Source organism: Streptomyces sp. SS7 (assembly GCF_037993025.1).
Taxonomy (GTDB): Bacteria; Actinomycetota; Actinomycetes; order Streptomycetales; family Streptomycetaceae; genus Streptomyces.
On sequence record NZ_CP141223.1, the window covers coordinates 2,105,807 to 2,127,926 of the forward strand.

At 72.8% G+C, this 22,120-nt stretch carries 23 protein-coding genes; 14 read left to right on the forward strand and 9 right to left on the reverse strand.

What is annotated here, in order from left to right:
- Positions 1-17 precede the first annotated feature (17 nt).
- The 3 genes from U5640_RS09405 (at position 18) to U5640_RS09415 (ending at position 2,192) form a co-directional block, all read left to right on the forward strand.
- Positions 18-1,313, forward strand: coding sequence for an NADH-ubiquinone oxidoreductase-F iron-sulfur binding region domain-containing protein (locus tag U5640_RS09405; RefSeq protein WP_340375339.1), 1,296 nt, complete (start codon positions 18-20; stop codon positions 1,311-1,313).
- Complete coding sequence (locus tag U5640_RS09410) at positions 1,310-1,519, forward strand: ferredoxin (RefSeq protein ID WP_340375340.1); 210 nt, start codon at positions 1,310-1,312, stop codon at positions 1,517-1,519. Before U5640_RS09405 ends, U5640_RS09410 begins: the two co-directional genes overlap by 4 nt.
- Before the next feature lie 547 nt (positions 1,520-2,066).
- Complete coding sequence (locus U5640_RS09415) at positions 2,067-2,192, forward strand: hypothetical protein (protein ID WP_340375341.1); 126 nt, start codon at positions 2,067-2,069, stop codon at positions 2,190-2,192.
- 29 nt (positions 2,193-2,221) lie between these two features.
- On the opposite strand, the gene U5640_RS09420 is transcribed toward U5640_RS09415, so the two are convergent.
- The 3 genes from U5640_RS09420 to U5640_RS09430 all read right to left on the reverse strand — a co-directional run bounded on the left by U5640_RS09420 (position 2,222) and on the right by U5640_RS09430 (position 4,968).
- Positions 2,222-3,199 carry a PDR/VanB family oxidoreductase gene (locus tag U5640_RS09420; protein ID WP_340375342.1) on the reverse strand — a complete coding sequence of 326 codons (978 nt, stop codon included), beginning with the start codon at positions 3,197-3,199 and terminating at the stop codon, positions 2,222-2,224.
- Positions 3,200-3,231: 32 nt separating this feature from the next.
- On the reverse strand, positions 3,232-3,714 hold the full coding sequence (locus tag U5640_RS09425) for a hypothetical protein (protein ID WP_340375343.1): 483 nt from the start codon (positions 3,712-3,714) through the stop codon (positions 3,232-3,234).
- Between the two features lie 198 nt (positions 3,715-3,912).
- Positions 3,913-4,968, reverse strand: coding sequence for an aromatic ring-hydroxylating dioxygenase subunit alpha (locus U5640_RS09430; RefSeq protein ID WP_340375344.1), 1,056 nt, complete (start codon positions 4,966-4,968; stop codon positions 3,913-3,915).
- A 117-nt stretch (positions 4,969-5,085) separates the two neighbouring features.
- On the opposite strand from U5640_RS09430, the gene U5640_RS09435 reads away from it, so the two are divergent.
- On the forward strand, positions 5,086-5,793 hold the full coding sequence (locus tag U5640_RS09435) for a GntR family transcriptional regulator (protein WP_340375345.1): 708 nt from the start codon (positions 5,086-5,088) through the stop codon (positions 5,791-5,793).
- A gap of 70 nt (positions 5,794-5,863) precedes the next feature.
- Here U5640_RS09435 and helR read toward each other — a convergent pair whose 3' ends face one another.
- The 3 genes from helR to U5640_RS09450 all read right to left on the reverse strand — a co-directional run bounded on the left by helR (position 5,864) and on the right by U5640_RS09450 (position 9,500).
- Positions 5,864-8,029 carry an RNA polymerase recycling motor ATPase HelR gene (gene helR, locus U5640_RS09440; RefSeq protein WP_340375346.1) on the reverse strand — a complete coding sequence of 722 codons (2,166 nt, stop codon included), beginning with the start codon at positions 8,027-8,029 and terminating at the stop codon, positions 5,864-5,866.
- Between the two features lie 129 nt (positions 8,030-8,158).
- Complete coding sequence (locus U5640_RS09445; RefSeq protein ID WP_340375347.1) at positions 8,159-8,464, reverse strand: antibiotic biosynthesis monooxygenase family protein; 306 nt, start codon at positions 8,462-8,464, stop codon at positions 8,159-8,161.
- A 61-nt stretch (positions 8,465-8,525) separates the two neighbouring features.
- Positions 8,526-9,500 carry a carbohydrate kinase gene (locus U5640_RS09450; protein ID WP_340375348.1) on the reverse strand — a complete coding sequence of 325 codons (975 nt, stop codon included), beginning with the start codon at positions 9,498-9,500 and terminating at the stop codon, positions 8,526-8,528.
- A gap of 226 nt (positions 9,501-9,726) precedes the next feature.
- Here U5640_RS09450 and U5640_RS09455 point away from each other — a divergent pair, with 226 nt between their 5' ends.
- The 4 genes from U5640_RS09455 (at position 9,727) to U5640_RS09470 (ending at position 13,818) form a co-directional block, all read left to right on the forward strand.
- Positions 9,727-10,749, forward strand: a complete 1,023-nt coding sequence (locus U5640_RS09455; protein ID WP_340375349.1) for a sugar ABC transporter substrate-binding protein — start codon at positions 9,727-9,729, stop codon at positions 10,747-10,749.
- Positions 10,750-10,859: 110 nt separating this feature from the next.
- The gene (locus tag U5640_RS09460) at positions 10,860-11,873 is read left to right on the forward strand and encodes an ABC transporter permease (RefSeq protein WP_340375350.1); all 1,014 of its coding nucleotides are present in this window, start codon (positions 10,860-10,862) and stop codon (positions 11,871-11,873) included.
- Positions 11,870-12,706 (forward strand): ATP-binding cassette domain-containing protein, encoded by an 837-nt coding sequence (locus U5640_RS09465; RefSeq protein WP_340375351.1) that lies wholly within the window; start codon positions 11,870-11,872, stop codon positions 12,704-12,706. The genes U5640_RS09460 and U5640_RS09465 overlap by 4 nt, the downstream gene beginning before the upstream one ends.
- Positions 12,707-12,801: 95 nt before the next feature.
- Positions 12,802-13,818 carry a LacI family DNA-binding transcriptional regulator gene (locus U5640_RS09470; RefSeq protein ID WP_340375352.1) on the forward strand — a complete coding sequence of 339 codons (1,017 nt, stop codon included), beginning with the start codon at positions 12,802-12,804 and terminating at the stop codon, positions 13,816-13,818.
- Between the two features lie 102 nt (positions 13,819-13,920).
- Here U5640_RS09470 and U5640_RS09475 read toward each other — a convergent pair whose 3' ends face one another.
- A complete protein-coding gene (locus U5640_RS09475) occupies positions 13,921-14,349 on the reverse strand; it encodes a DUF6299 family protein (RefSeq protein WP_340375353.1) in 429 nt (142 codons plus the stop codon).
- A 233-nt stretch (positions 14,350-14,582) separates the two neighbouring features.
- Here U5640_RS09475 and U5640_RS09480 point away from each other — a divergent pair, with 233 nt between their 5' ends.
- The 3 genes from U5640_RS09480 (at position 14,583) to U5640_RS09490 (ending at position 16,364) form a co-directional block, all read left to right on the forward strand.
- On the forward strand, positions 14,583-14,777 hold the full coding sequence (locus U5640_RS09480) for a DUF5999 family protein (protein WP_340375354.1): 195 nt from the start codon (positions 14,583-14,585) through the stop codon (positions 14,775-14,777).
- A gap of 74 nt (positions 14,778-14,851) precedes the next feature.
- Positions 14,852-15,664 (forward strand): PaaX family transcriptional regulator C-terminal domain-containing protein, encoded by an 813-nt coding sequence (locus tag U5640_RS09485; protein WP_340375355.1) that lies wholly within the window; start codon positions 14,852-14,854, stop codon positions 15,662-15,664.
- A 211-nt stretch (positions 15,665-15,875) separates the two neighbouring features.
- Positions 15,876-16,364: an ATP-binding protein gene (locus tag U5640_RS09490; RefSeq protein ID WP_340375356.1), complete on the forward strand. Its 489-nt coding sequence runs from the start codon at positions 15,876-15,878 to the stop codon at positions 16,362-16,364.
- 13 nt (positions 16,365-16,377) lie between these two features.
- Here U5640_RS09490 and argF read toward each other — a convergent pair whose 3' ends face one another.
- On the reverse strand, positions 16,378-17,385 hold the full coding sequence (gene argF, locus U5640_RS09495) for an ornithine carbamoyltransferase (RefSeq protein WP_340375357.1): 1,008 nt from the start codon (positions 17,383-17,385) through the stop codon (positions 16,378-16,380).
- Between the two features lie 99 nt (positions 17,386-17,484).
- Positions 17,485-18,708: an arginine deiminase gene (locus tag U5640_RS09500; protein WP_340375358.1), complete on the reverse strand. Its 1,224-nt coding sequence runs from the start codon at positions 18,706-18,708 to the stop codon at positions 17,485-17,487.
- A gap of 147 nt (positions 18,709-18,855) precedes the next feature.
- On the opposite strand from U5640_RS09500, the gene U5640_RS09505 reads away from it, so the two are divergent.
- The 3 genes from U5640_RS09505 to U5640_RS09515 all read left to right on the forward strand — a co-directional run bounded on the left by U5640_RS09505 (position 18,856) and on the right by U5640_RS09515 (position 22,119).
- Positions 18,856-20,019, forward strand: a complete 1,164-nt coding sequence (locus tag U5640_RS09505; protein ID WP_340375359.1) for an SPFH domain-containing protein — start codon at positions 18,856-18,858, stop codon at positions 20,017-20,019.
- Positions 20,016-20,915, forward strand: a complete 900-nt coding sequence (locus tag U5640_RS09510) for a hypothetical protein (protein ID WP_340375360.1) — start codon at positions 20,016-20,018, stop codon at positions 20,913-20,915. The genes U5640_RS09505 and U5640_RS09510 overlap by 4 nt, the downstream gene beginning before the upstream one ends.
- A gap of 106 nt (positions 20,916-21,021) precedes the next feature.
- Positions 21,022-22,119 (forward strand): hypothetical protein, encoded by a 1,098-nt coding sequence (locus U5640_RS09515; protein WP_340375361.1) that lies wholly within the window; start codon positions 21,022-21,024, stop codon positions 22,117-22,119.
- The last annotated feature ends 1 nt before the right edge of the window (position 22,120 follow it).

Genomic DNA, 22,120 nt, shown 5'->3' on the forward strand with positions numbered 1-22,120 from the left:
CGGTCACGGCGCCTCGCGTGCCCCCTCACCGCGCCCCGGCGCCGGACGACTCCACCGCGCGGCTGCTGGCGGGCTGGTACGCCACCGGGCGGCCGGCCGGCCTGGCCGATCACCTGCGCCGTCACGGGGCGCTCCCCGGCCCCTCGGACACGCCGGGGCCGCTGACGGACGCGGTCGAGGCGGCCGGGCTCACGGGGCGCGGGGGCGCCGGCTTCGCGACGGCCCGCAAGCTGCGCGCCGTCGCGGACGGCCCTCGCCGGGCCGTGGTCGTCGTCAACGCCATGGAGAGCGAACCCGCCAGCCGCAAGGACCGGTTCCTGCTCGACGTCGCCCCCCATCTGGTCCTCGACGGCGCCGTCCTGGCGGCGGCCGAGGTCGGGGCCGACACCGTCCACGTGTGCCTGCCCCGCACCGTCCGGCACCGGCAGCTCGACGTGGCCGTGGAGGAGCGACGACAGGCCCGACCCGACCCCGTACGGATCCGGCTGCACGCCCTGCCGCACGGCTACGTCTCCAGCGAGTCGACCGCACTGGTGCGCTGGCTCAACGGGGGTCCGGCCCGCCCGCAGGGCAGCCCCCCGGCCGTCCACGAACGCGGCGTCAGCCGCCGCCCCACCCTGGTCCACAACGCCGAGACCCTCGCCCACCTCGCCCTCATCGCCCGCCACGGACCCGACTGGTTCCGGCAGGCCGGCACCCCGGACGAGCCCGGCACCGCACTCGTCACCGTCTCCGGCTCCGTCGCGGCCCCCGGTGTCCTGGAGACAGCGCTCGGCACGCCGCTCGCCTCGGTGCTCGACCGTGCCGGGGGTCCCACGGAACCGCTCCGGGCCCTGCTGCTGGGCGGCTTCGCCGGCACCTGGCTCCCGGCGGAACAGCTGCACACCCCTCTCGCCCGACGCGACCTGGCGGCTCTGGGGGCCGCACCCGGTGCGGGCGTCGTCGTCGCGCTGCCGCACGCGGCCTGCGGGCTGACGGAGACGGCCCGGATACTCGCCTTCCTCGCCGCTCAGGGCGCCCGCCAGTGCGGTCCCTGCCGCTACGGACTGCCCGCCGTGGCCCAGGACTTCGCCGCACTGGCCGCCGGACGGGCCGACCCGGAGCTGCTCCCCCGCCTGCACCGCCGAACCGGTCTGCTGCCCGGCCGCGGCGCCTGTCGCCACCCCGACGGTGCCGCCCGCCTGGCCGCCTCCGCCCTGCGCACCTTCGCCGACGACGTCGACCACCACCTCACCCACGGCACCTGCCCCGCGGCCCCCCGACCGCCGCGGATCCCCGTACCGCCCGCCACACCCCCGGAGACCTGGCGATGACCCCGACCCGGACCCTGCGCATCGACCGCATCGCCTGCACCGGCCGGGGACTGTGCGGAGAACTGCTCCCCGAGCTGATCGACCTGGACGAATGGGGCTACCCCGTACTCGAGGACCGGATCGTCCCCGACCGGCTGCGCGCCCACGCCCGGCGGGCCGTCGCCGCCTGCCCCCGACTGGCCGTCCACCTCGTCGACGACACATGAGGGCGCCGGGCCCGGCGGACGCGCGCCCGCACGCCGCGGGTACCGGCACAGCGATCCGACGCCCGGGGTGATCCGTGCCGTCAGCCGCCCGACTCGGGCGCCTCGACGCCCGCTGCACCGGGACGGAGCATGGCCTGGTAGAGGGCGTCGTGGTCGGGCGGGCAGCGGCCCGCGGGCCGGGGCCTCGAAGGACTGGATCAGCAGGGCGACGACGCGTCGCCAGGCGTCGGGTGCGGCTGCGCCGGTGGCGTTGACGACGCCGGCGTCGGCCATGTGCACCAGCACCAGGTCCGAAGGGTCGCAGTCCTCCCGCAGCCGACCGGTCGCCTTGGCGCGGCCGATGAGGTCGACCATGCCCTCGTACGCTTCGTTGCGGCAGCGCTCCAGGGCCCTGGCCTCGGGGAACGTCGTGGTCAGCACGTCGGCGAAGCCGTAGTCGACGGCCTGCATGGCGCACGCTGTCTCGACGCAGCCGACGAAGCCGTGCCAGGGGTCGGGGTCCTCGAGGGCGGCGGTGACCGCGTCGGCGTAGGCCTTCATGCGGAGGATGCTCATCGCCCCGGTGCCCGTGGTCGGACCGGTCCTCTACCTCGTGGGCATGACGGTGGACAGCGCCCCGGCCGCCAACCAGTACGGCCCCTCCCCCAAGGCCGTCGGCGGGCTCGCCGGCTGAGCCGGGGCGAGCGGCGGTCAGTCCACGTCTCACAGGTCGAGGACCAGGCGGCTCGAGCGTGCGCGGCCGACGCAGATCATCATGGTGTCGTTCGCGTCCTGTTCCTCCTGCGTGAGCAGGCTGTCCCGGTGGTCGGGAACGCCTTCGACCACCTTCGTCTCGCAGGTTCCGCAGATGCCTTCCCGGCAGGAGTTCGGCGGCTCCACGCCGTTCTCCTCCAGCGCCTCCAGGACGGTACTGCCGGGCGCCACGGTGATGCTGCGTCCGGTCCGGTGCAGCACCAGTTCGAAGGCCTCCTCCCCGGTGTCGGCGCCGGTGGCGGGCGGGGCGGGGCGGGCGGCGAACCGCTCCAGGTGCAGCGTTCCCGGCGGCCAGGCGGCGCAGCGCGCTTCCACGGCGGAGAGCAGCGGCTCCGGACCGCAGGAGTACACCAGTACGTCCGGCCGCGGCGGGCCCAGGAACGTGTCCAGGTCGAGCAGCCCGTACTCGTCCTGCGGGCGGACCGTCACCCGGTCACCGTGGCGGGCGAGGTCGGGCAGGAACGCCATGCCCGCTCGGGACCGGCCCCCGTAGAGCAAGGACCAGCGCGCCCCCGACGCGGCGATCTCCTCGATCATCGGCATGAGGGGCGTGATGCCGATGCCTCCGGCGATGAACAGGTACTCCGACTCCGGGGTGCCGACGAGGGGGAAGGCGTTGCGGGGCCCGGTGACGTCGACGAGGTCACCGGGGCGCAGGGATTCGTGCACCGCCCGTGACCCGCCCCGCGAGGCGGGTTCCTTCAGGACGGAGACGCGCCAGGTGGAGCGGTCGGCGGGCGAGCCGCTCAGCGAGTACGGGCGGACGGGGCCGCCGGGCAGGTGCAGGTCGAGATGGGCCCCGGGCGTCCAGGGGGGCAGGTCGCCGGCGTCGGGTCGGCGCAGGTGCGCCGAGAGCACCCCGTCGGCCTCCCGCACCAGGGCCTCCACCCGCAGCCGCAGGCGCTGTTCCTCACCGGCCACACGCATGGTCACCACTTCTCCGGATCTCGAACCTGTTCCTACGGCACCCAGCTCAGGGCGCTGTCCCTGACGGGGGTCAGACGGACCACGGCGAGTCGGGAGTCCGAACCGTCCGGGCGGTGCACGCCGACGCCCAGGGGGTCGTCCCCCGCGAGCACCAGCGCGTCGGCGTCGGCCAGCAGGTGCCGCTCCTCGATCAGCACCCGGCCGCCCGAGGCGATCAGGACCACGAGCTCGCCCTCCGTGCGCACCACCGTGGGCGAGGAGGCGGGGTCGAGGACCTCGACCGCGGGCGCGACCGTCAGCGGGTCGGCCGCGACCTCGACGGTCGTCCCGCCGGGCAGGGGCGCGGCGACCCGGACCGCCGTGGGCGACGGCGCGTCGGCGTGCCCCGGGTCGCCGGTGAGCAGGCACACCTGCCACTGCCACGGCTCCCGTCGGGGCGTGTCCGGCGACGCGGCGACCTCCCAGCCGGCGTCGCCCAGGTGCCGGTGGGCGTTGGCCCGGAGCAGAAGCCTCATCGGTCCGCCTCCTCGTTCTCGGTCGGGGCGGGCTGGTGCCGTCCCGCTGGTCGCACGTCCGCAGGGAAGCCCTGGTACGCGCGTGCCGGGCATCGGTGACGACCTGCCGGGCAGGACCGTCCGGCCGCTCCCCCGTCGCCGAGGCCGGTTCCGGCTGAGGCGTCGGCGCAGCCGGCGGCGGGACGGGCGCGGCCGGGATCAGGCCCGCGCGGCCGCGGGCGCGGTCCCGGGCGCCGGGACGGTGCGGTCCGCCTGCTGCTCCGCCGCCAGGAGCCGGGAGAGGATCCGGCGGGCCTTGGCTACGCCGGCGTCCTGGCCGATGAGCACGTCGTGCTCCGTCTCGGGGCGGTCCCGCATGCCGATCTCCTGGGCCCGCAGGGCGTCGGCGTCCTCCCGCAGCACGGTGGCGAGGCCGACCTCGAGCTCCTCGGTGGCCCACTCGGCGTCGACGGCGAAGTTCCGGCTGAACGCGTAGTAGTACCAGGTGGTCTGCTCGTCGACCGGCGTGATCCCGTTGAGCACCTTGATCAGGTAGCCCTCCTCCCGCGGCCGTCCCTGTCCGGTGATCCCGGAGTGCAGCACGTGGTAGCTCGGGACGTGGAACTCGGTGGCGTGGAACCGGTCGTACAGGCCCTCGGCGCCCATGGTCCGCGCGTACAGCGGCGGCGCTGCCACGCCGGGCATCAGCCGGTCGGCGGTCACGACCCGGCCGTCCACCTCGACCGTGATGCCGTGCTCGTAGATGTAGTCGTCGCCGACGGTCGTCCGGTGCAGGAACGACTCGTGGGTCAGGTCCAGCAGGTTGTCGTGGATGAGGTCGTGGCGGCACTCGAAGAGCACGGTGTGGGTGACCGTCGCCCACGCCGGGTCGTCCATCCAGTGGGTGTCGGGGACCAGGCCCTCGTCCGCCCGTTCCCGCTCCCCCGTCCAGACCCAGATCCAGCCGTCCTTCTCCACGACCGGGTAGCTGCGCACCCGGGCGCGCGCCGGGATGGCGGACTGGGCGGGAACGCGCGTGCAGGCTCCGTCGGGGCCGTAGGCGAAGCCGTGGTAACCGCATTCGATCGCGTCTCCGACCGTACGGCCCTCGGACAGGGGGTAGGCCCGGTGGGCGCAGCGGTCGGCGAGGGCGACCGCCGCGCCGTCCGGGGTGCGGTAGAGCACGATCGGCTGCTTGCAGATGACCCGGCGCACCGGCTTGGCGGTCACCTCGGTGGACCATGCGGCGACATACCAGGTGTTGAGGACGAACATGACCAGGAGCCTCTCTCTGGATGCAGTGGACACACTGTATACAGTGGATTCACGGGCGACAATGGCCCCGCCGGAGTGGTTTTCTCTCCCCAGGCAACGCTAGGAACGGAGTGCGACGTGAAGCCTTTGCGGGGCGACCCCCGGGACACACGCCCCCTGGGCGTCCGCGTCTATGAACAGCTCCGCGACGAGATCGTCTCCGGCGGCCTGGAGGCGGATTCCCCCTTGGTGCAGGAGCAGTTGGCCGAGCGGCTGGGCGTCTCCCGCACCCCGCTGCGCGACGCGCTGAACCGCCTCGCCCACGAGGACCTGGTCACCTGGGTGCCGGGCAGCGGCTACCTGGTCAACGCCCTGAAGCCGAGCGACATCTCCGAGGTCTACCAGGTGCGCCAGTCCCTGGAGACCGTGGCCCTGCGGCTCGCCTGCGGCAGGCACGACCGGGCCCAGCTGGCGCGGCTGCTCGCCCTGATCGAGGACATGGCCGCGTCCGACCCGCTCGACGCGGTGGCGCAGTTCGAGCTGAACCGCGCGTTCCACATGTCCTTGATCGAGCCCTGCGGGAACGCGCTCCTGCTCCGGATGATCGACACGCTGTGGGACCACCCGGTCAACCGCCGCATCACCAGCTCGTACGTCGCCGACGCCGCCAACGTCCCGCTCATGACGAGCGAACACCGCGCGATCTTCGAAGCGGCCCGGGCCGGCGACGAGGAACGCCTGGTCCGGCTGGCGACGGAGCACATGTACGCGGGCTACCAGAAGACCCTGCCGGAGGACACCCACATCGAACTGCGCCCCCGGCCGGGCTCGGAGGGGCTTCGCTAGGACACGACCTTGGCCGCTGCCAGGCCGATTTCACCGGACTGCGGCGGCGGCTCGTGGCAGAAGTGGTACGTCACGTCGTGAGGACGACGAGCTGCCGGGTCGCGCGGGTCATCGCGACATAGCGGTCCACCGCCCCTTCGACTCCCGTGCCGAACTTCTCCGGGTCCACCAGGACGACCAGGTCGAACTCGAGGCCCTTGGTCAGCTCCGGGGGCAGGGAGCGGACCCGGGGGGTCCCGGGGAAGGCCGGGGCGCCGATGACACAGGCGATCCCGTCGGCGTGGGCGGCGAGCCAGTCGTCGAGGAACGTGTCCAGGCCGGCGGCCGATCCGTGCACGACGGGAATGCCGGTGCTGCGGATGGACGTCGGGACGTTGGCGTCCGGGAGCGCGGCCCGGACGACCGGTTCGGCCTCCGCCATGATCTCGGCCGGGGTGCGGTAGTTGACGCTCAGGGAGGCCAGGTCGATCCGGTCGAGGCCGATGCGCTCCAGGCGCTCCCGCCACGACTCGGTGAAGCCGTGCCGGGCCTGGGCGCGGTCCCCGACGACGGTGAAGCTCCGGGACGGACAGCGTGACAGCAGCATCTGCCATTCGGCGTCGGTGAGTTCCTGCGCCTCGTCGACGACGATGTGCGCGAACGGGCCGGCCAGCAGATCGGGGTCGACGACGGACAGTTCGGCCTCGTCGACCAGGCTGACCTGGGCGTCCGCGCCCCGCAGCATGGTCACCAGGCCCTCGCCGTCGTCACCGTCGGCGCCGGAGTCGGCCACGGCGTGGATCAGGTTGTCCACGACGTGCGACATACGCTCGCGCTGGGCGGCGAGGAGGGCCTTGTCGCGCTGCCTGCGCCGCGCCGCCTCCGGGTCCCCGAGCCGTTGCCGCGCCGCGTCGAGCAGCGGCAGGTCGGACACCGTCCAGGCCTGGGCGTCGGCGCGCTGCAGCCGTCGTACCTCGTCGGGGCTCAGCCAGGGAGCGCACATCCGCAGGTACGCGGGTACCGTCCACAGGTCCCCGACCAGGTCGGCCGCCTCCAGCAGCGGCCAGGCGCGCTGGAGGGTGCCGAGGAGTTCCTTGTCCTGGCGCAGCGCCCGGCGGAACTGCTCGGGTGGCAGGTCGTCGCCGTCGTGGCGGTCCTGCAGGATCTCGACGAGCCGCTCCCAGATCTGGTTGCGGGCCTCGTTGTGCGGGGTACCGGGTTCGGGCGCGTCGAAGGCCTCGGCCCAGTCGTCGGCGGTCAGCCGTACGTCGGTGTGGTCGACGGTGACCGTCAGGCCCTCGGCGGGCGGCTCCTCGTAGAAGCGGACGGCCTTCTCGATCGCCTTCACCAGGTCCGCGGACGCCTTCAGCCGGGCCGCCTCCGGGTCGGTCTCGACGCCCGCGGCGGCCCCCTCGGGGACCAGGTCGCGCAGGACGCAGGTCTGGACGCCCTCCTCGCCGAGGCTCGGCAGGACGTCGGCGACGTACGACAGATACGGCCGGTGCGGGCCCACGAACAGCACGCCGCCGCGGCGGTGCCCGAGGCGCGGGTCGGAGTAGAGCAGGTGGGCGGTGCGGTGCAGGGCGACGACGGTCTTGCCGGTGCCCGGGCCGCCGTCCACGACGAGGGCGCCCCGCGAGCCCGCCCGGATGATGGCGTCCTGGTCGGCCTGGATGGTGGAGAGCACGTCCCGCATCCGCTCCGAGCGGTTGCCGCCGAGGCTGGCGATGAAGGCGGACTGGTCGTCGAGGGCGGCGGCGTGCCCCTCGAAGCCGTCGGCGGTGAACACCTCGTCCCAGTAGTCGCTGATCCGGCCCCGGGTCCAGCGGTAGCGGCGGCGGCTGGCGAGGCCCATCGGGTCGGCGTGGGTCGCGGCGAAGAACGGCTCGGCCGCCGGGGAGCGCCAGTCGATGAGCAGCCGGCGGCCCTCGCGGTCGGTGAGGCCGAGCCTGCCGACGTACACGGGCGCGGAGCCGTCCGCGCCGGCCATGTGGCCGAGGCACAGGTCCAGCCCGAACCGGCGCAGGGTGCGCAGTCGGCCGGTCAGCCGGTGGACCTCGATGTCCCGGTCCATCGCCTGGCGGCCGGTGCCGCCGGGTGCCCGCAGTTCGGCGTCGAGGAGGTCGGACAGTTCGGCGATCGACTCCTCCAGGCACTCCGCGACGGCCGCGAAGTGCCGTTCGTCGGCGGCGATCAGCTCGGGGTCGGCCTTCCGGGAGAGCTGGTCGGGGAGGTCGAACGCACTCGGGACACCCACGTCGTGCCTTTCGCTTTTCTGCTGGATCCTGGCCACGACCTGGGATTTTGCGGTACGAGGGGGGCCTTGCCGCAAGCCCCCCGGTGCGCTATATGTTGAGACTGGCGGGAGCTTGGTCTCCCGCCTCCGTCATTCTCCGGCCTCGGTCATTTTCTCCAGGAAGGTCAGCACCGAGGCGTCCTCCTCGATCAGCGGGACGAGCGCCGCGTTGAACGGACCGCCGTACGGGGCCTTCAGGTGTGCCTGGAAGGCGTCCTCGTCCCGGTACACCTCGAAGATCCAGTAGGCGCGCGGGGCGGCGGTCCTGGTGTACACCTCGAACGCGAGGTTGCCGTCCTCCTGCCGCACCGTGCGCGCGTACTCCCCGATCAGCCGGGCGACCTCGTCCTCGGCGCCCTCGCGGGCGGTGAACTCGGCGAGCAGTGTCTTCGTCATGGTCTCAAGTCCTTGTCGGTCGCGGGCGTTCGGTTGCGGGGGGGGGTGCGGTCGAGGGGGGTCAGTCGCGGGCGGCGGTGGTGAACGGCGGGGCGGGCTCGTCCAGCCGGCTCCGCCAGGGCGGGTTGGGGCCGGCGACCGAGCAGGTCAGGGCGGCGACCCGGGCGGCGAAGCGGCAGGCCTCGGCCACGTCGTCGGCGCGGACGTCCGTCAGCCGGCCGCCGAGGAGCGAGCGGGCGCCGAGGTGGTGCAGCAGTCCGGCGGTGAAGGAGTCGCCCGCGCCGACCGTGTCGACGACCTGGGTGGTGACCGCGGGCACCCGCACCCGTTCCCCGTCGAGCGAGGCCAGGGCGCCCTCGGCGCCGAGGGTGATCACGACGAGCCGGGCCCCCGCGGCGTGCCAGAGGTCGCAGGCCCGCTCGGGCGAGGTGCCCGGCAGCAGCAGCGCCAGGTCGTCCTCGCTGAGGCGCAGGATGTCGGCGAGGGAGCACCAGTGCGCCAGCCGGGCACGGTAGACGTCGGGATCGACCAGCAGCGGGCGGACGTTGGGGTCGATACTGACGGTGGTCCGGGCGGCGGCCGTGGCGAGGAAGTCCTCGACGACGGCCGCGCCGGGCGCGCGGACCAGGGCCAGCGATCCGGTGTGCACACAGGCGGTGGCGGACAGGTCGACCCGGGCCAGTTCCGCGGCCGTCCACTGCCAGTCGGCGGTGCCGCGGGCGTGGAAGGAGAACGCGGCCTGGCCGCTGTCGTCGAGTTCGGCCACGGCCAGGGTGCTGGGTTCGGCGGCTCTGACGGCGTACGACAGGTCCACCCCGGACGCCTCCAGATGGCCGCGGAAGAGCCGGCCGAAGACATCGCCGGAGAGCCGGGCGAGGAAGCGGGCCGGGGTGCCGAGCCGGGCCAGGGAGACGGCCGTGTTCGCAGGTCCGCCGCCCGGCAGCACCCGCAGGGCGAGCTCGTTCGGGGTGCTCGCGGGCTCGGTGAACGCGTCCGCGACGCACTCTCCGAGAACGGTGATCTGACGCGGGCTCATGGGCTGCTCTTCTCTGCGGGCGACCGTGGGACGGCGGCCGGGCGACGGTGCGGACGGCCGTGGGACGTTGCCGATTCGTGACGGGCGGAGGGCATTGACGTTTCCGGGAGACGGAGTCCATCATCCTCGCCATGCAGTGTCAACGATGACATAAGTCAACGATGACAACTCGGGACGGCATCCCTCGATGCCGGCCGCGCCGCTCGCAATCCCGCAGGAGTCGTTCATGCCTCGCACCACACGTCCGTCCACCTCCCTCCTCAGAGCAGCCGCGGTCATGGGCGTCGCGGCCCTGACCCTGACGGCCTGCGGGTCCGGCTCCGGCTCGGGCTCCGCGAGCTCCGGATCGGGCTCGGACGGCGTCAAGGTCGGTCTGATCACCAAGACGGACACCAACCCGTTCTTCGTGAAGATGAAGGAGGGCGCGGAGAAGGCCGCCAAGTCGGAGGGCGTCAAGCTGATGACCGCGGCCGGCAAGTTCGACGGCGACAACGCCGGGCAGGTCACCGCGATCGAGAACATGGTCGCCGCCGGGGTGAAGGGCATCCTGATCACCCCGAGCGACTCCAAGGCCATCGTGCCCGCGATCGAGAAGGCCAAGGCCAAGGGCGTCCTGGTGATCGCCCTCGACACCCCGACCGAGCCGCAGGGCGCGGTCGATGCCCTGTTCGCCACCGACAACCTCAAGGCCGGGCAGCTGATCGGCGAGTACGCCAAGGCGGCCATGGCGGGCAAGACCGCGAAGATAGCCACCCTCGACCTCGCGCCCGGCGTCTCCGTCGGTGTCCAGCGGCACGACGGTTTCCTCAAGGGGTTCGGCGCCACCGACAAGGACGTGGTCTGCGCCCAGGACACCGGCGGCGACCAGGCCAAGGGGCAGACGGCGATGGAGAACTGCCTCCAGAAGGAGCCGGACATCAACGTCGTCTACACCATCAACGAGCCGGCCGCGCTCGGCGCCTACACCGCGCTCAAGGCCAAGGGCCGGGAGAAGGACGTCCTGATCGTCTCGGTCGACGGCGGCTGCACCGGCACCCAGGCGGTCAAGGACGGCAAGATCGCCGCGACCTCGCAGCAGTACCCGCTGAAGATGGCCGCCGAGGGCGTCAAGGCCGTGGTGACGTACGCCAAGGACGGCAAGAAGGCCTCCGGCTACACCGACACCGGCGTCACCCTCATCACCGACAAGGCGCAGACCGGGGTCGACTCCAAGGACACCGCCTTCGGCCTGGAGAACTGCTGGGGCTGAGCCGCCCGCCGGTCCCACGACCCGCCCTCCCCCCTGAGCGGGGCGGCCGGCCCCTCCTCCCCGACCGGGCGGCCGCCCCCTCGCCTTCTGTCTCCCGACAAGGACCTCGCATGACTGCCACGTCCACGCCACCCTCGGCCTCGACGCCGTACGCCGAGCTCAAGGCACCGACCACGGCCCGCAGACTGCTCACCCAGCCCACCACCGGCCCGCTGGTCGCCCTCCTCCTGGCCTGCGCCTTCTTCTCCTTCTCGACCGACCAGTTCCTCACCGGCGGGAACTTCTCGCTGATCGTGCAGCAGGTCATGGTGGTCGGCACCCTCGCCATCGGGCAGACCCTGATCATCCTCACCGCGGGGATCGACCTGTCGTGCGGTGCCGTGATGGCGTTCGGCAGCATCGTGATCGCCAAGATGGCCGCGCAGGGGTCGCTGCCCCCGCTGCTCGCGATCGCGCTGGGCCTGGTGGTCTGCGGCGGCTTCGGCCTGCTGAACGGCCTGCTGGTGCAGAAGATCCCGCTGCCGCCGTTCATCGTCACCCTCGGCATGCTCAACGTGGCGTTCGCGCTGACCCACATCTACTCCGGGGAACAGACCGTCACCAGCCTGCCCGGCCCGCTGACCGCCCTCGGCGAGACCTTCCCGCTCGGCCGCACCGACATCACCTACGGCTCCCTCGTCACCATCGCCCTGTTCCTGCTGTTCGCCTACGCACTGAGCAGCACCGGCTGGGGCCGGCACGTCTACGCGCTGGGCAACAGCCAGGAGGCGGCCCGCCTCAACGGCATCCGCACCTCCCGGCTCACCATCGGCATCTACACCGTCGCCGGTCTCCTCTACGGCGTCGCCGCCCTGCTCCTGATCTCCCGCACCGGGGTCGGGGACCCGCAGGCCGGTCAGACCGACAACCTCGACAGCATCACCGCCGTGGTCCTCGGCGGGACCAGTCTCTTCGGCGGCCGCGGCTCGGTCCTGGGCACGTTCATCGGCGTGCTCATCGTCGGTGTCTTCCGCAACGGGCTCCAGCTGATGGGCGTCGCCTCCATCTACCAGACCCTGATCACCGGCGTGCTGGTGATCCTCGCGGTGACCGTCGACCAGCTCTCCCGGAAGAAGGCCCGATGAGCACCCTGCCCTCCCCCACGCCCGTCCTGCAGGCCCGCGGTCTGGTCAAGCGCTACGGCCAGGTCACCGCCATCGACGGCGCCGACTTCGACCTGCTGCCCGGCGAGGTCCTCGCCGTGATCGGCGACAACGGCGCCGGCAAGACCAGCCTGATCAAGGCCCTCACCGGCGCCCTGACCCCGGACGCCGGCGAGATCCGGCTCAACGGCGAGCCCATCGTCTTCTCCGGTCCGCAGAGCGCCCGCGCCCACGGCATCGAGACGGTGTATCAGGACCTCGCCGTCGCCGCCTCGATGGACATCGCCTCCAACATGTTCCTCGGCCGCGAGCTGCGCCGCCCCGGCGTCCTCGGCAGTGTGCTGCGGATGCTGGACAAGAAGCGGATGCGGCAGGAGGCCGCCGAGCACATGGCCGATCTGAAGATCGGGCTGCGCTCGCTGACCCAGTCGGTGGAGACCCTCTCCGGGGGGCAGCGGCAGGCCGTCGCCGTGGCCCGGTCCGTGGCCTGGGCGAGCAGCGTCGTCGTGATGGACGAACCCACCGCCGCCCTCGGGGTCAAGGAGTCCGGCCAGGTCCTCGACCTGATCCGCCGGGTCCGGGACAAGGGCATGCCGGTCGTGCTGATCAGTCACAACATGCCGCACGTCTTCGAGATCGCCGACCGTATCCACGTCCACCGCCTCGGTCGGCGGGCCGCCGTGATCAAGCCCACCGACTACTCCATGGCGGAGGTCGTCGCCATCATGACCGGCGCACTCACCATCGACGCCGCCGGAGATACTGTCGTGACCGACTCCGAGGCCGCCAAGGCCGCCGGGGTCCAGGCCGGCTAGAACCCGCTCGCACAGGTTCTGGCGACACGATTCGACTCCAAGGATCCGCCCGAGGCCGCGGGCGGAACCGACGAGCACAGGAGATCCGCACCTCCATGGCAGCGAACCGCCGCCCCACCCTGGCCGATGTCGCCCGTGAAGTGGGTGTCAGCGCCAAGACCGTCTCCCGCGTCCTCAACGAGGACGGACCCGCCTCCGCGCAGACCAGGGAACAGGTGCTCGCCGCCGTGGCCCGGCTGGGCTTCCAGCCGAACCTGATGGCGCGCAACATCCGCGTCGGGGGACCCGACACCACCGTCGGACTCGTCATCCCCGACCTCGGCAACCCCTTCTTCGGAGCCGTGGCCCGCGGTATCGAGGAGACGGTCGGGGCGCGCGGCCTGACCCTCCTCATGGGCTCCTCCGCGGACGACCCCGAGCGCGAACGCGCCCTGACCGCCACCTTCCTGGCCCGCCGGGTCAGCGCCCTGATGGTCGTCCCCTCCGTGGGCGCCGACCACGCGCACCTCAAGCCGCACCGGTCCGGCGGGCTGCCCGTCGTCTTCCTGGACCGGCCGGGCACGGGCCTGGCCACGGACAGCGTCGTCAGCACCAACCGCTCGGGCGCCCACGACGGCGTCGCCCATCTGATCGCCCACGGCCACCGCCGTATCGGCTTCATCGGGGACCTGCCCACCAAGCTCTACACCCGCCGCGAGCGTCTGGCCGGATACCGCGAGGCGCTGCGGGAGGCGGGCCTGCCGGACGACCGCTCCCTGGTCACCAACGCCCACGACCAGCACGGAGCCTCGGCGGCCACCGAGCAGTTGCTGGACCTGACCGATCCGCCCACGGCCCTGTTCGCCGGCAACAACATCGTCGCGCTCGGGATAGTCACCCAACTCGCCCGCAGCAGACGCAAGGACGTCGCGGTCGTCGCCTTCGACGACGTGGCCCTCGCCGAGGCACTCGAACCGGCCCTGACCGTGGTCGCCCAGGACCCCGAGGAGATCGGGCGCACCGCCGCGACCACCGCCCTGTCCCGCCTCGACGGCGACCGCTCCCGCGCCCGCACCCTCACCGTGCCCACCCGCCTGATCGTCCGCGGGTCGGGGGAACGCCCGGCTCCGTGAACCGACGGGCCGGGCGGCCGCCCCGCGGTCGGCCGGGGCGCCCGTCCCGTCCCGACGCCCCGGCCGCGCTGCCCGCCGGGGCGCGTCACGCGTGGCGGGTGGTCAGCTCTGCGTCAGGGTGACGTCCTGCTGCTGGATCGCGTGGAAGCGGGGCAGCGGCAGGCCGCCGTGGGGTTCGAGTTCGGTGATCGTGGCCTCGACATGGGCGGGGCCGGCCGTCAGCGCGTCGCCCTGGACCCTGCCGGTGTTCCGCCAGGAGTGGACGGCGCCGTCACACAGCGCGCTGCTGCCGCCGATGCCGTAGCGGGCGGGGGCGTCGCCCTGCTGGACGGCGGAACTGATGAACACCGGCCCCGTGTTGCCGACACAGCGGTAGGTGCCGGAGAGGGTGACGGTGCCGTCGGCCGCGATGGTGGCGGCCGGGGTGACGGTCAGGGACTCGGTGGGGTCGGCGGTGGCGGCCTGGGCCGGCAGCGCGAGCAGGACCAGGGCGGCACCGGCCGCCGCGGCCAGTGCGGGACGAAGCAACATGGAAGACCTCCTGTGGTGGGGGCCTCCACTGGTACCGGGCGGAGGGGCCCGAGGCCGTGACCGTCACCCCTTCGGTGGCGAGTCCGCACCGGTCGTCGGCGAACGGTCCTGGAGTTGTCCTGGTGCTGTCACGCTTCGGGCCCCCCTCTGGCGGTGCCCGCGGGGGCGGGCGCATGGTCGTCGCATGCGAGGCCGACCGGACGGCCGGCCCCCCACCGACGTGGAGGTGCGCCATGTGTTCCCACTCCTTCGCCGCCGCTCCTGCCGACGCCCGCTCGCCGCACGTCGTCGCCGCCCACCCGGAGCAGGGCTGGAACCTGCTGTGCGACGGCACGATCGTCTTCGACGACTCCGGCGAACTCCACGCCGACGGCAGCGTGGTGGCCCCCCACCGCGTCCCGGCGGACCGCCCGACCGTCGCGGCCTGACCCCGACGGGCACGACGAAGGTCACATACGGCGGCGGTACCGCCGGGGATCGCCCGCGAGGGTGACGACCTAAAATGATCAACGTGTCCGACCAGCCCGCACCTCGGTCTCTCATCGTCACGCTGTACGGCGCGTACGGCCGCTTCGCGCAGGGTCCGCTGCCCGTCGCCGAGCTGATCCGGCTGCTCGCCGCGGTCGGCGTCGACGCGCCCTCCGTACGGTCCTCGGTGTCCCGGCTGAAGCGGCGCGGACTGCTGCTGCCCGCCCGTACGGCGCAGGGCGCGGCGGGGTACGAACTCTCCGAAGAGGCACTGGAGTTGCTCGACGACGGAGACCGGCGGGTCTACGGTGCCGCGCCGACCGGTGACGAGAGCTGGGTGCTGGCGGTGTTCTCCGTACCGGAGTCGGAGCGGCAGAAGCGGCACGTCCTGCGGTCCCGGCTGGCCGGCCTGGGGTTCGGCACGGCCGCCCCGGGTGTGTGGATCGCCCCGGCCCGGCTGTACGAGGAGACCCGGCACGCCCTCCAGCGGCTCGGGCTGGAGGCCTACGTCGACTTCTTCCGCGGCGAGCACCTCGGCTTCACGCCCACCGTCGAGGCGGTGGCCCGCTGGTGGGACCTGACGGCCATCGCCGAGGAGCACGAGGCGTTCCTCGACCGCCACGCGAGCGTGCTGCACGCCTGGCAGCACCGGCCGGACACCCCGCCGGAGGAGGCCTACCGCGACTACCTTCTCGCCCTGGACTCCTGGCGCCATCTGCCCTACGCCGACCCGGGGCTGCCCGCCCGGCTGCTCCCGGCGGACTGGCCCGGAGCCCGTTCGGCGGCGGTCTTCCACGGACTGCACGAGCGACTGCGTGACGCGGGCGCGGAGTTCGCGGGGGTGTGACCCCGCACCGGGGCGTTCGTCCTGGGACAAAGGTAAGTATTCTTACCGCCCTCCACACCGGGAGGGCGGTTTTTCCTGTACGGCCCCCTGCCGTGTCACCGCTCGTCAATAACGCGGTAACAACGGGAGCAGGCAGGCGAGATGGGGCGTTGGGCGGGGTAAGCAACCCGTTAGTCGTACCATTCCTGAAAGTTGAAGGCAGGACCACCTGATGTCGATCACGGGACCCTGCGCCAAGAACGGACTCGCCTTGCAAGATCGCCCCTCCGACTCGGCCGCCTCCTGGCGGATCGCACTGCCGCACTCCGCCGCGGCCGTGCCGGTGGCCCGTGCCCTGGTCCGTACGGCGCTGGCGGAGCTGGAGCACGGAGCGGACAGCGACACGGCGGAGCTGCTCACGGCCGAGCTGGTGGCGAACGCCGTGGAGCACACGGCCGCCGGGGACGCCCCGATAGAGCTGGTGGTGGAGCTGCGCCCGAGCGGCTGCCAGGTCGAGGTGCACGACCCCGACCCCATGCCGCCGGGCGATCTCACCCGTCCCTCCGGCGCGGAGCCCGACCCCTGGCTGGAGCACGGGCGGGGGCTGCTGCTGATCCGTGCCCTCAGCTCGTCGTGCGGGCACCGCCCCACCGCCCAGGGCAAGGCGGTGTGGTTCCGGCTGGCCGTGGTGCCTCCGCAGTGGCGGCCGCGGCCCGAGTGAGGCGGGCCCCGGGTCAGGCGAGGGTGGCGACCAGGACGGCCTTGATGGTGTGCAGCCGGTTCTCCGCCTCGTCGAAGACGACCGAGTGGGCGGACTCGAAGACCTCGTCGGTGACCTCCAGCGAGTCCAGGCCGTGGGCCTCGAAGATCTCGCGGCCCACCTTGGTGCCGAGGTCGTGGAAGGCCGGCAGGCAGTGCAGGAACCGGACGTCCGGGTTGCCGGTGGCGCGCAGGACGTCCATGGTCACGGCGTACGGGCCGAGGGCGGCGATCCGCTCGTCCCAGACCTCCTTCGGCTCCCCCATCGACACCCAGACGTCGGTGGCGACGAAGTCGGCGCCCTGCACGCCCTCGGCGACGGACTCGGTGAGCGTGATCCGGGCGCCGCTGGCCTCGGCCAGCTCACGGGCCCGGTCCACGACCTCCTGGGCGGGCCAGTAGGTCTTCGGCGCGACGATCCGTACGTCCATGCCGAGCAGGGCCCCGGTGACCAGGTAGGAGTTGCCCATGTTGAAGCGGGCGTCGCCGAGGTAGGCGAAGGCGATCTCCGGCAGCGGCTTGGCGGTGTGCTCGGTCATCGTCAGGACGTCGGCGAGCATCTGGGTGGGGTGCCAGTCGTCGGTCAGACCGTTGTAGACGGGCACACCGGCGTACGCGGCGAGCTCCTCGACCTTGTCCTGGCTGTCGCCTCGGTACTCGATGCCGTCGTACATCCGGCCCAGCACCCGCGCGGTGTCCCTGACCGACTCCTTGTGGCCGATCTGCGAGCCGGAGGGGTCCAGGTAGGTGGTGGCGGCGCCCTGGTCCGCGGCGGCGACCTCGAAGGCGCAGCGGGTGCGGGTCGAGGTCTTCTCGAAGATCAGCGCGATGTTCTTCCCGCGCAGGTGCTGGACCTCGGCCCCGGCCTTCTTGGCGGCCTTCAGCTCGGCGGCCAGCTCGATCAGGCCGCGGAACTCCTCCCCGGTGAAGTCCAGTTCCTTGAGGAAGTGGCGGCCGGCGAGGGCGGTCGGGACAGTCGCCATGGGGGCGCTCCAGAGGTACGAGAACGGGACTGTGGAAGTCTATACGACGAATAGCATTTCTATACAGTCCCGTCGGCCGGAACGTCGCTCACGCGTTCGTTACACGGCCCCCCGTTCGACGGGGCAGCTCATACAGCGCGGCCCGCCCCTGCCCCGCCCCAGTTCACTGCCCGGGATCTCGATCACTTCGATGCCCTGCTTGCGCAGATGGGTGTTGGTGGTGGCGTTGCGTTCGTAGGCGACGACGACACCCGGTTCGACGGCGAGGACGTTGCAGCCGTCGTCCCACTGCTCCCGCTCGGCCGCGTGCACGTCCTGGGTGGCGGTGAGCACGCGGATCTCGCTGAGGCCGAGGGCGGCGGCGACGGCCCGGTGCATGTGCTCGGGCGGATGGTCGGTGACCTTCAGTTCCTTCTCGCCGACGCCCGGCTCGATGGTGTACGAGCGGAGCATGCCGAGGCCGGCGTACTGGGTGAAGGTGTCGCCGTCGACCATCGTCATCACGGTGTCGAGATGCATGAAGGCGCGCCGCTTCGGCATGTCCAGGGCCACGATGGTCTGCGCCGAGCCCGCCGCGAACAGCTTGTGGGCGAGCATCTCCACGGCCTGCGGGGTGGTCCGCTCGCTCATGCCGATGAGGACGGCGCCGTTGCCGATGACGAGGACGTCGCCGCCCTCGATGGTCGACGGATAGTCGGCCTGACCCTCGGACCAGACGTGGAAGCCCTCCCCGCGGAAGAGCGGGTGGTGGCGGTAGATCGCCTCGAAGTGCACGGTCTCCCGCTGCCGGGCGGGCCAGCGCATGGCGTTGACGGCGACGCCGTCGTAGATCCAGGCGGAGGTGTCGCGGGTGAAGAGGTGGTTGGGCAGCGGGGCGAGGAGGAACTCGTCGAGGTCCATGACGTGGAAGCGCACGGAGGTCGGCTCGGGGTTGGCCGCCAGGAACTCCCGTTTGGTCATGCCGCCGACGAGGCTCTCGGCCAGGTCGGGCGCGGACAGGTTCTCGAAGGCGGCGCGGAGGTGGTCGGTGGCGAGCACCCCGTACTCCTTCTCGTCGAAGACGCGGTCCAGGACGAGCGCGCGGGCCGCCGGGACCTCCAGGGCCTCGACGAGCAGATCACCGAACAGATGGACCTCGACGCCCCGGTCGCGCAGGACGTCGGCGAACCCGTCATGCTCGGCGCGTGCCCGGCGCACCCAGAGCACGTCGTCGAAGAGCAGCGCGTCCTTGTTGCTGGGGGTGAGCCTCTTGAGCTCGAGATCCGGCCGGTGCAGGATGACGCGGCGCAGCGGCCCGGCCTCGGAGTCGACATGGAATCCCATGCCTCCATCCTGACCACCGGCGCCCGCCTTCACCCCCTCTTGTGTCGTTTCGCAACCGCTTGTTTCCGCCCTTTTTTCGTCCCCTTGACGACAAGTGATCCTTCCGATTATCGTCTCAGTGACGACAATCAAGGCGAGGGGGGCCTCATGGCCGACATCACCCGCCGGTTCGGCTGGCGCCATCTGCGCGGCGCACCGACGGCACACATCCGCCACCACCGCGCGGGCACCCTGGTGCACGACGGCCCGGGGCTCAGCTTCTGGTTCCGCGCGCTCACCGCCGCGCTCTCCGAAGTACCGGTCGACGACCGCGAGCTGGCCATGACCTTCCACGCCCGCACGGTCGACTTCCAGGACGTCACCGTGCAGGCGACGGTGACCTACCGGATCAGCGACCCGGCCGTGGCCGCCGCCCGCCTCGACTTCTCCGTCGACCCGGACACCGGCGTCTGGCGCGGCGCGCCGCTGGAGCAGCTCGGCACCCTGCTCACCGAGACGGCCCAGCAGCACGCCCTGGACGTCCTCGCCCGTACGACGCTGGCGGCGGCGCTGGTCGACGGCGTGACGGCGGTACGGGAACGGGTCGCGGCGGGGCTGGCGGCGGAACCGCGGCTGCCCGCGACGGGCATCGAGGTGGTCGCCGTACGCGTGATGGCGCTGCGCCCCGAGCCGGAGGTGGAGCGCGCGCTGCGCACCCCGGCCCGGGAGCAGATCCAGCAGGAGGCCGACCGGGCGACGTACGAACGGCGGGCCGTGGCGGTCGAGCGGGAGCGCGCCATCGCCGAGAACGAACTGGCCAGCAGGATCGAACTGGCCCGGCGCGAGGAGCAGTTGGTCGAGCAGCGCGGCACCAACGCCCGCCGTGAGGCGGAGGAGACCGCGGCGGCCGACCGGGTCCGGGCGGAGGCCGAGGCGACGCGGACCGTCCGCCTCGCGGAGGCGGAGGCCGCGCGCTCGGTGAAGCTCGCGGAGGCCGAGGCCGCCAAGCAGGTGCATCTCGCGGACGCCGAGGCGCGGCGCACCGAGCGGCTGACCGAGGCGGAGTCGGCGCGCACGGTGAAGCTCGCGGAGGCCGAGGCGGCCCGTTCGGTACGGCTCGCCCGCGCCGAGGCCGTCGGCGCGCGCGAGGTCGGCGAGGCCCGCGCCCAGGCGCAGGCGGCCTGGCTGCGGGTCCACGCGGACGTCGACGTCACGACCCTGCACGCGCTGACCGGCACCCGGCTCGCGGAGAACCTGCCGCACATCGACAGCGTCACCATCTCGCCGGACGTGCTGACCGGCCTGCTCGCCAAGCTGGGAGCGCGGGAGTGAGTCTCGCCCCGCGGGCCGTACTGGTCCACCGCACCACGGAGTACGAGGACCTGGTGGCCCGGCACGGCACCCACGGCCAGGCCGCCTTCTTCCTCTCCTCCCGGGGCCGGGACGTCGAGGAGATCGCCGAACGGCACCGCCGCACCCGGCGCGCGCTGGCGGAGGTGACCTCGGCGATCCCCCTGACCTGGCGCCAGAGCCAGGTGGAACGGGCCGACCTGGACCGCTTCCTGTTCGCACCGGAGGACGTGGTCGTCGTGGTGGGCCAGGACGGTCTGGTGGCGAACGTCGCCAAGTACCTGACCGGGCAGCCCGTGGTCGGCATCGACACCGACCCCGGCCGCAACCCGGGCGTCCTGGTCCGCCACCGCCCCGCCGACGCCGCCGCCCTGCTGCCCTCGGCGCTCGCCTCCGCGACCGGGGTGTCGGAACTGACCATGGTCGAGGCCGTCGCCGACGACACCCAGCGGCTGCTGGCCCTCAACGAGATCTACCTGGGCGCCGCCGGGCACCAGACCGCCCGCTACCGCCTGGGCCTCGACGACGACGGGGGTGTCGTCGAGGCCCAGGCCTCCTCGGGTGTGCTCGTCGGCACCGGCACCGGCGCCACCGGCTGGATCCGCTCGGTGTGGCAGGAGCGCGGCGGGGGACCCCGGCTGCCGACGCCGACGGAGGAACGGCTGGTGTGGTGCGTCCGGGAGGCGTGGCCGTCACCGGCGACCGGGACCTCGTACGTCGCGGGCGAACTGACCGGCGGGAGCCGGCTGACGCTCACCGTCGAGTCCGAGCGGATCGTGGCGTTCGGGGACGGCATCGAGAGCGACGCGGTGGAGCTGACCTGGGGGCAGACGGTACGGGTCGGGGTGTGCGGGCAGCGGCTGCGGCTGGTGGGGTGAGCGACACGCCCTGAGCCGATAGGGCTAAATACGGGACCGTGGCGGCGCGTCGGCACGGGGGCGTGGGACACCTCATGTAAACGCCCCCCGATGACGGGAGTCCGCCTTGCCCCCCATACGTACGGTCCCGCGGAAATGGCGCGCCCGCTGCGCCCTCACCGGGATCCTCGCCGCCGTCGCGGTGCTGTGCGGGATGCTGCCCGCCGGTGCCGCCACCGGACTGAACTGGATCACGCTGCCCTCCGAGCCGACGGCTCTCGCGAGCGCGGCCGGCACCGCCGCACCCTGCCCACGTGGGCAGACCGGCAACTGCCTCTACTCCGTGGGCGGTGTCGTCGACGACACCGCCCTGGCCACGGTGCGCTCGTACAACCGGAGCACCAACAGCTGGACGACCCTGTCGAGCCTTCCCTCGCCGCGGAGCCTCCTGGGAGCGGCCGCAGCCCCGTGTCCGGCGGGGCTGAGCGGAACATGCGTGTACGCCGTCGGAGGCGAGCGGGACAAGGTCCCGCTCGCGACCGTCCAGTTCTACAACCCCGCGACGGGCAGCTGGTCCACGGTGACGTCGCTGGGGACGGCCCGGTCGGCGCTCGGGGTGGCGGCGGCGCCCTGCCCGACAGGTCAGACCGGGACCTGCGTCTACGCCGTCGGCGGTGTCGGTGCCAGCGGCGCGCTCGCGACCGTGGAGGCGTTCAACCCCGCCACCAGAACCTGGACCACGGTCGCGTCACTGCGCCGGGCCCGCCAGAACCTCGGCGCGACGGCCGCACCCTGCCCGGGCACCCAGACGGGTACCTGCGTCTACGCGGTCGGCGGGTTCGACTCGGACTACTCGGACACGGTGGAGTCCTACAACCCGGTCACCAGGGCCTGGAGCCTCGTGACACGGCTCCCCGTCGCCCGGTCGTCCCTGGCCGTGGCCTCCACGACCTGCCCACCGGGCCAGACGGGCCTGTGCGTGTACGCAGCGGGCGGCGTGAACATCGACGCGCAGGACACCGCCCTGTCGTTCAATCCGGCGTCCAACGCCTGGACCACCCTGCCGTCCCTGCCGACTGCCCGCTACCGGGCGGCCGCGGCGGCTCTTCCCTGTCCCCCCGGAGCCACCGGCAACTGCTTCTACGTCGCCGGTGGCTACACGGACACCGGTGAGGTGGCCACCCTGGAGGCCCTCGACCCGCCGCTGGCGCGCGGCGGGCGCTGAC

Excerpts from the sequence above, each read along its gene's own strand:
- U5640_RS09410 (WP_340375340.1), top strand. The coding sequence starts at position 1,310 with ATGACCCCGACCCGGACCCTGCGCATCGACCGCATCGCCTGCACCGGC.
- U5640_RS09415 (WP_340375341.1), top strand. The coding sequence starts at position 2,067 with ATGCTCATCGCCCCGGTGCCCGTGGTCGGACCGGTCCTCTACCTCGTG.
- U5640_RS09420 (WP_340375342.1), bottom strand. The coding sequence starts at position 3,199 with ATGCGTGTGGCCGGTGAGGAACAGCGCCTGCGGCTGCGGGTGGAGGCC.
- U5640_RS09425 (WP_340375343.1), bottom strand. The coding sequence starts at position 3,714 with ATGAGGCTTCTGCTCCGGGCCAACGCCCACCGGCACCTGGGCGACGCC.
- U5640_RS09430 (WP_340375344.1), bottom strand. The coding sequence starts at position 4,968 with ATGTTCGTCCTCAACACCTGGTATGTCGCCGCATGGTCCACCGAGGTG.
- U5640_RS09445 (WP_340375347.1), bottom strand. The coding sequence starts at position 8,464 with ATGACGAAGACACTGCTCGCCGAGTTCACCGCCCGCGAGGGCGCCGAG.
- U5640_RS09450 (WP_340375348.1), bottom strand. The coding sequence starts at position 9,500 with ATGAGCCCGCGTCAGATCACCGTTCTCGGAGAGTGCGTCGCGGACGCG.
- U5640_RS09455 (WP_340375349.1), top strand. The coding sequence starts at position 9,727 with ATGCCTCGCACCACACGTCCGTCCACCTCCCTCCTCAGAGCAGCCGCG.
- U5640_RS09460 (WP_340375350.1), top strand. The coding sequence starts at position 10,860 with ATGACTGCCACGTCCACGCCACCCTCGGCCTCGACGCCGTACGCCGAG.
- U5640_RS09465 (WP_340375351.1), top strand. The coding sequence starts at position 11,870 with ATGAGCACCCTGCCCTCCCCCACGCCCGTCCTGCAGGCCCGCGGTCTG.
- U5640_RS09470 (WP_340375352.1), top strand. The coding sequence starts at position 12,802 with ATGGCAGCGAACCGCCGCCCCACCCTGGCCGATGTCGCCCGTGAAGTG.
- U5640_RS09475 (WP_340375353.1), bottom strand. The coding sequence starts at position 14,349 with ATGTTGCTTCGTCCCGCACTGGCCGCGGCGGCCGGTGCCGCCCTGGTC.
- U5640_RS09480 (WP_340375354.1), top strand. The coding sequence starts at position 14,583 with ATGTGTTCCCACTCCTTCGCCGCCGCTCCTGCCGACGCCCGCTCGCCG.
- U5640_RS09485 (WP_340375355.1), top strand. The coding sequence starts at position 14,852 with ATGATCAACGTGTCCGACCAGCCCGCACCTCGGTCTCTCATCGTCACG.
- U5640_RS09490 (WP_340375356.1), top strand. The coding sequence starts at position 15,876 with ATGTCGATCACGGGACCCTGCGCCAAGAACGGACTCGCCTTGCAAGAT.
- argF (WP_340375357.1), bottom strand. The coding sequence starts at position 17,385 with ATGGCGACTGTCCCGACCGCCCTCGCCGGCCGCCACTTCCTCAAGGAA.
- U5640_RS09500 (WP_340375358.1), bottom strand. The coding sequence starts at position 18,708 with ATGGGATTCCATGTCGACTCCGAGGCCGGGCCGCTGCGCCGCGTCATC.
- U5640_RS09505 (WP_340375359.1), top strand. The coding sequence starts at position 18,856 with ATGGCCGACATCACCCGCCGGTTCGGCTGGCGCCATCTGCGCGGCGCA.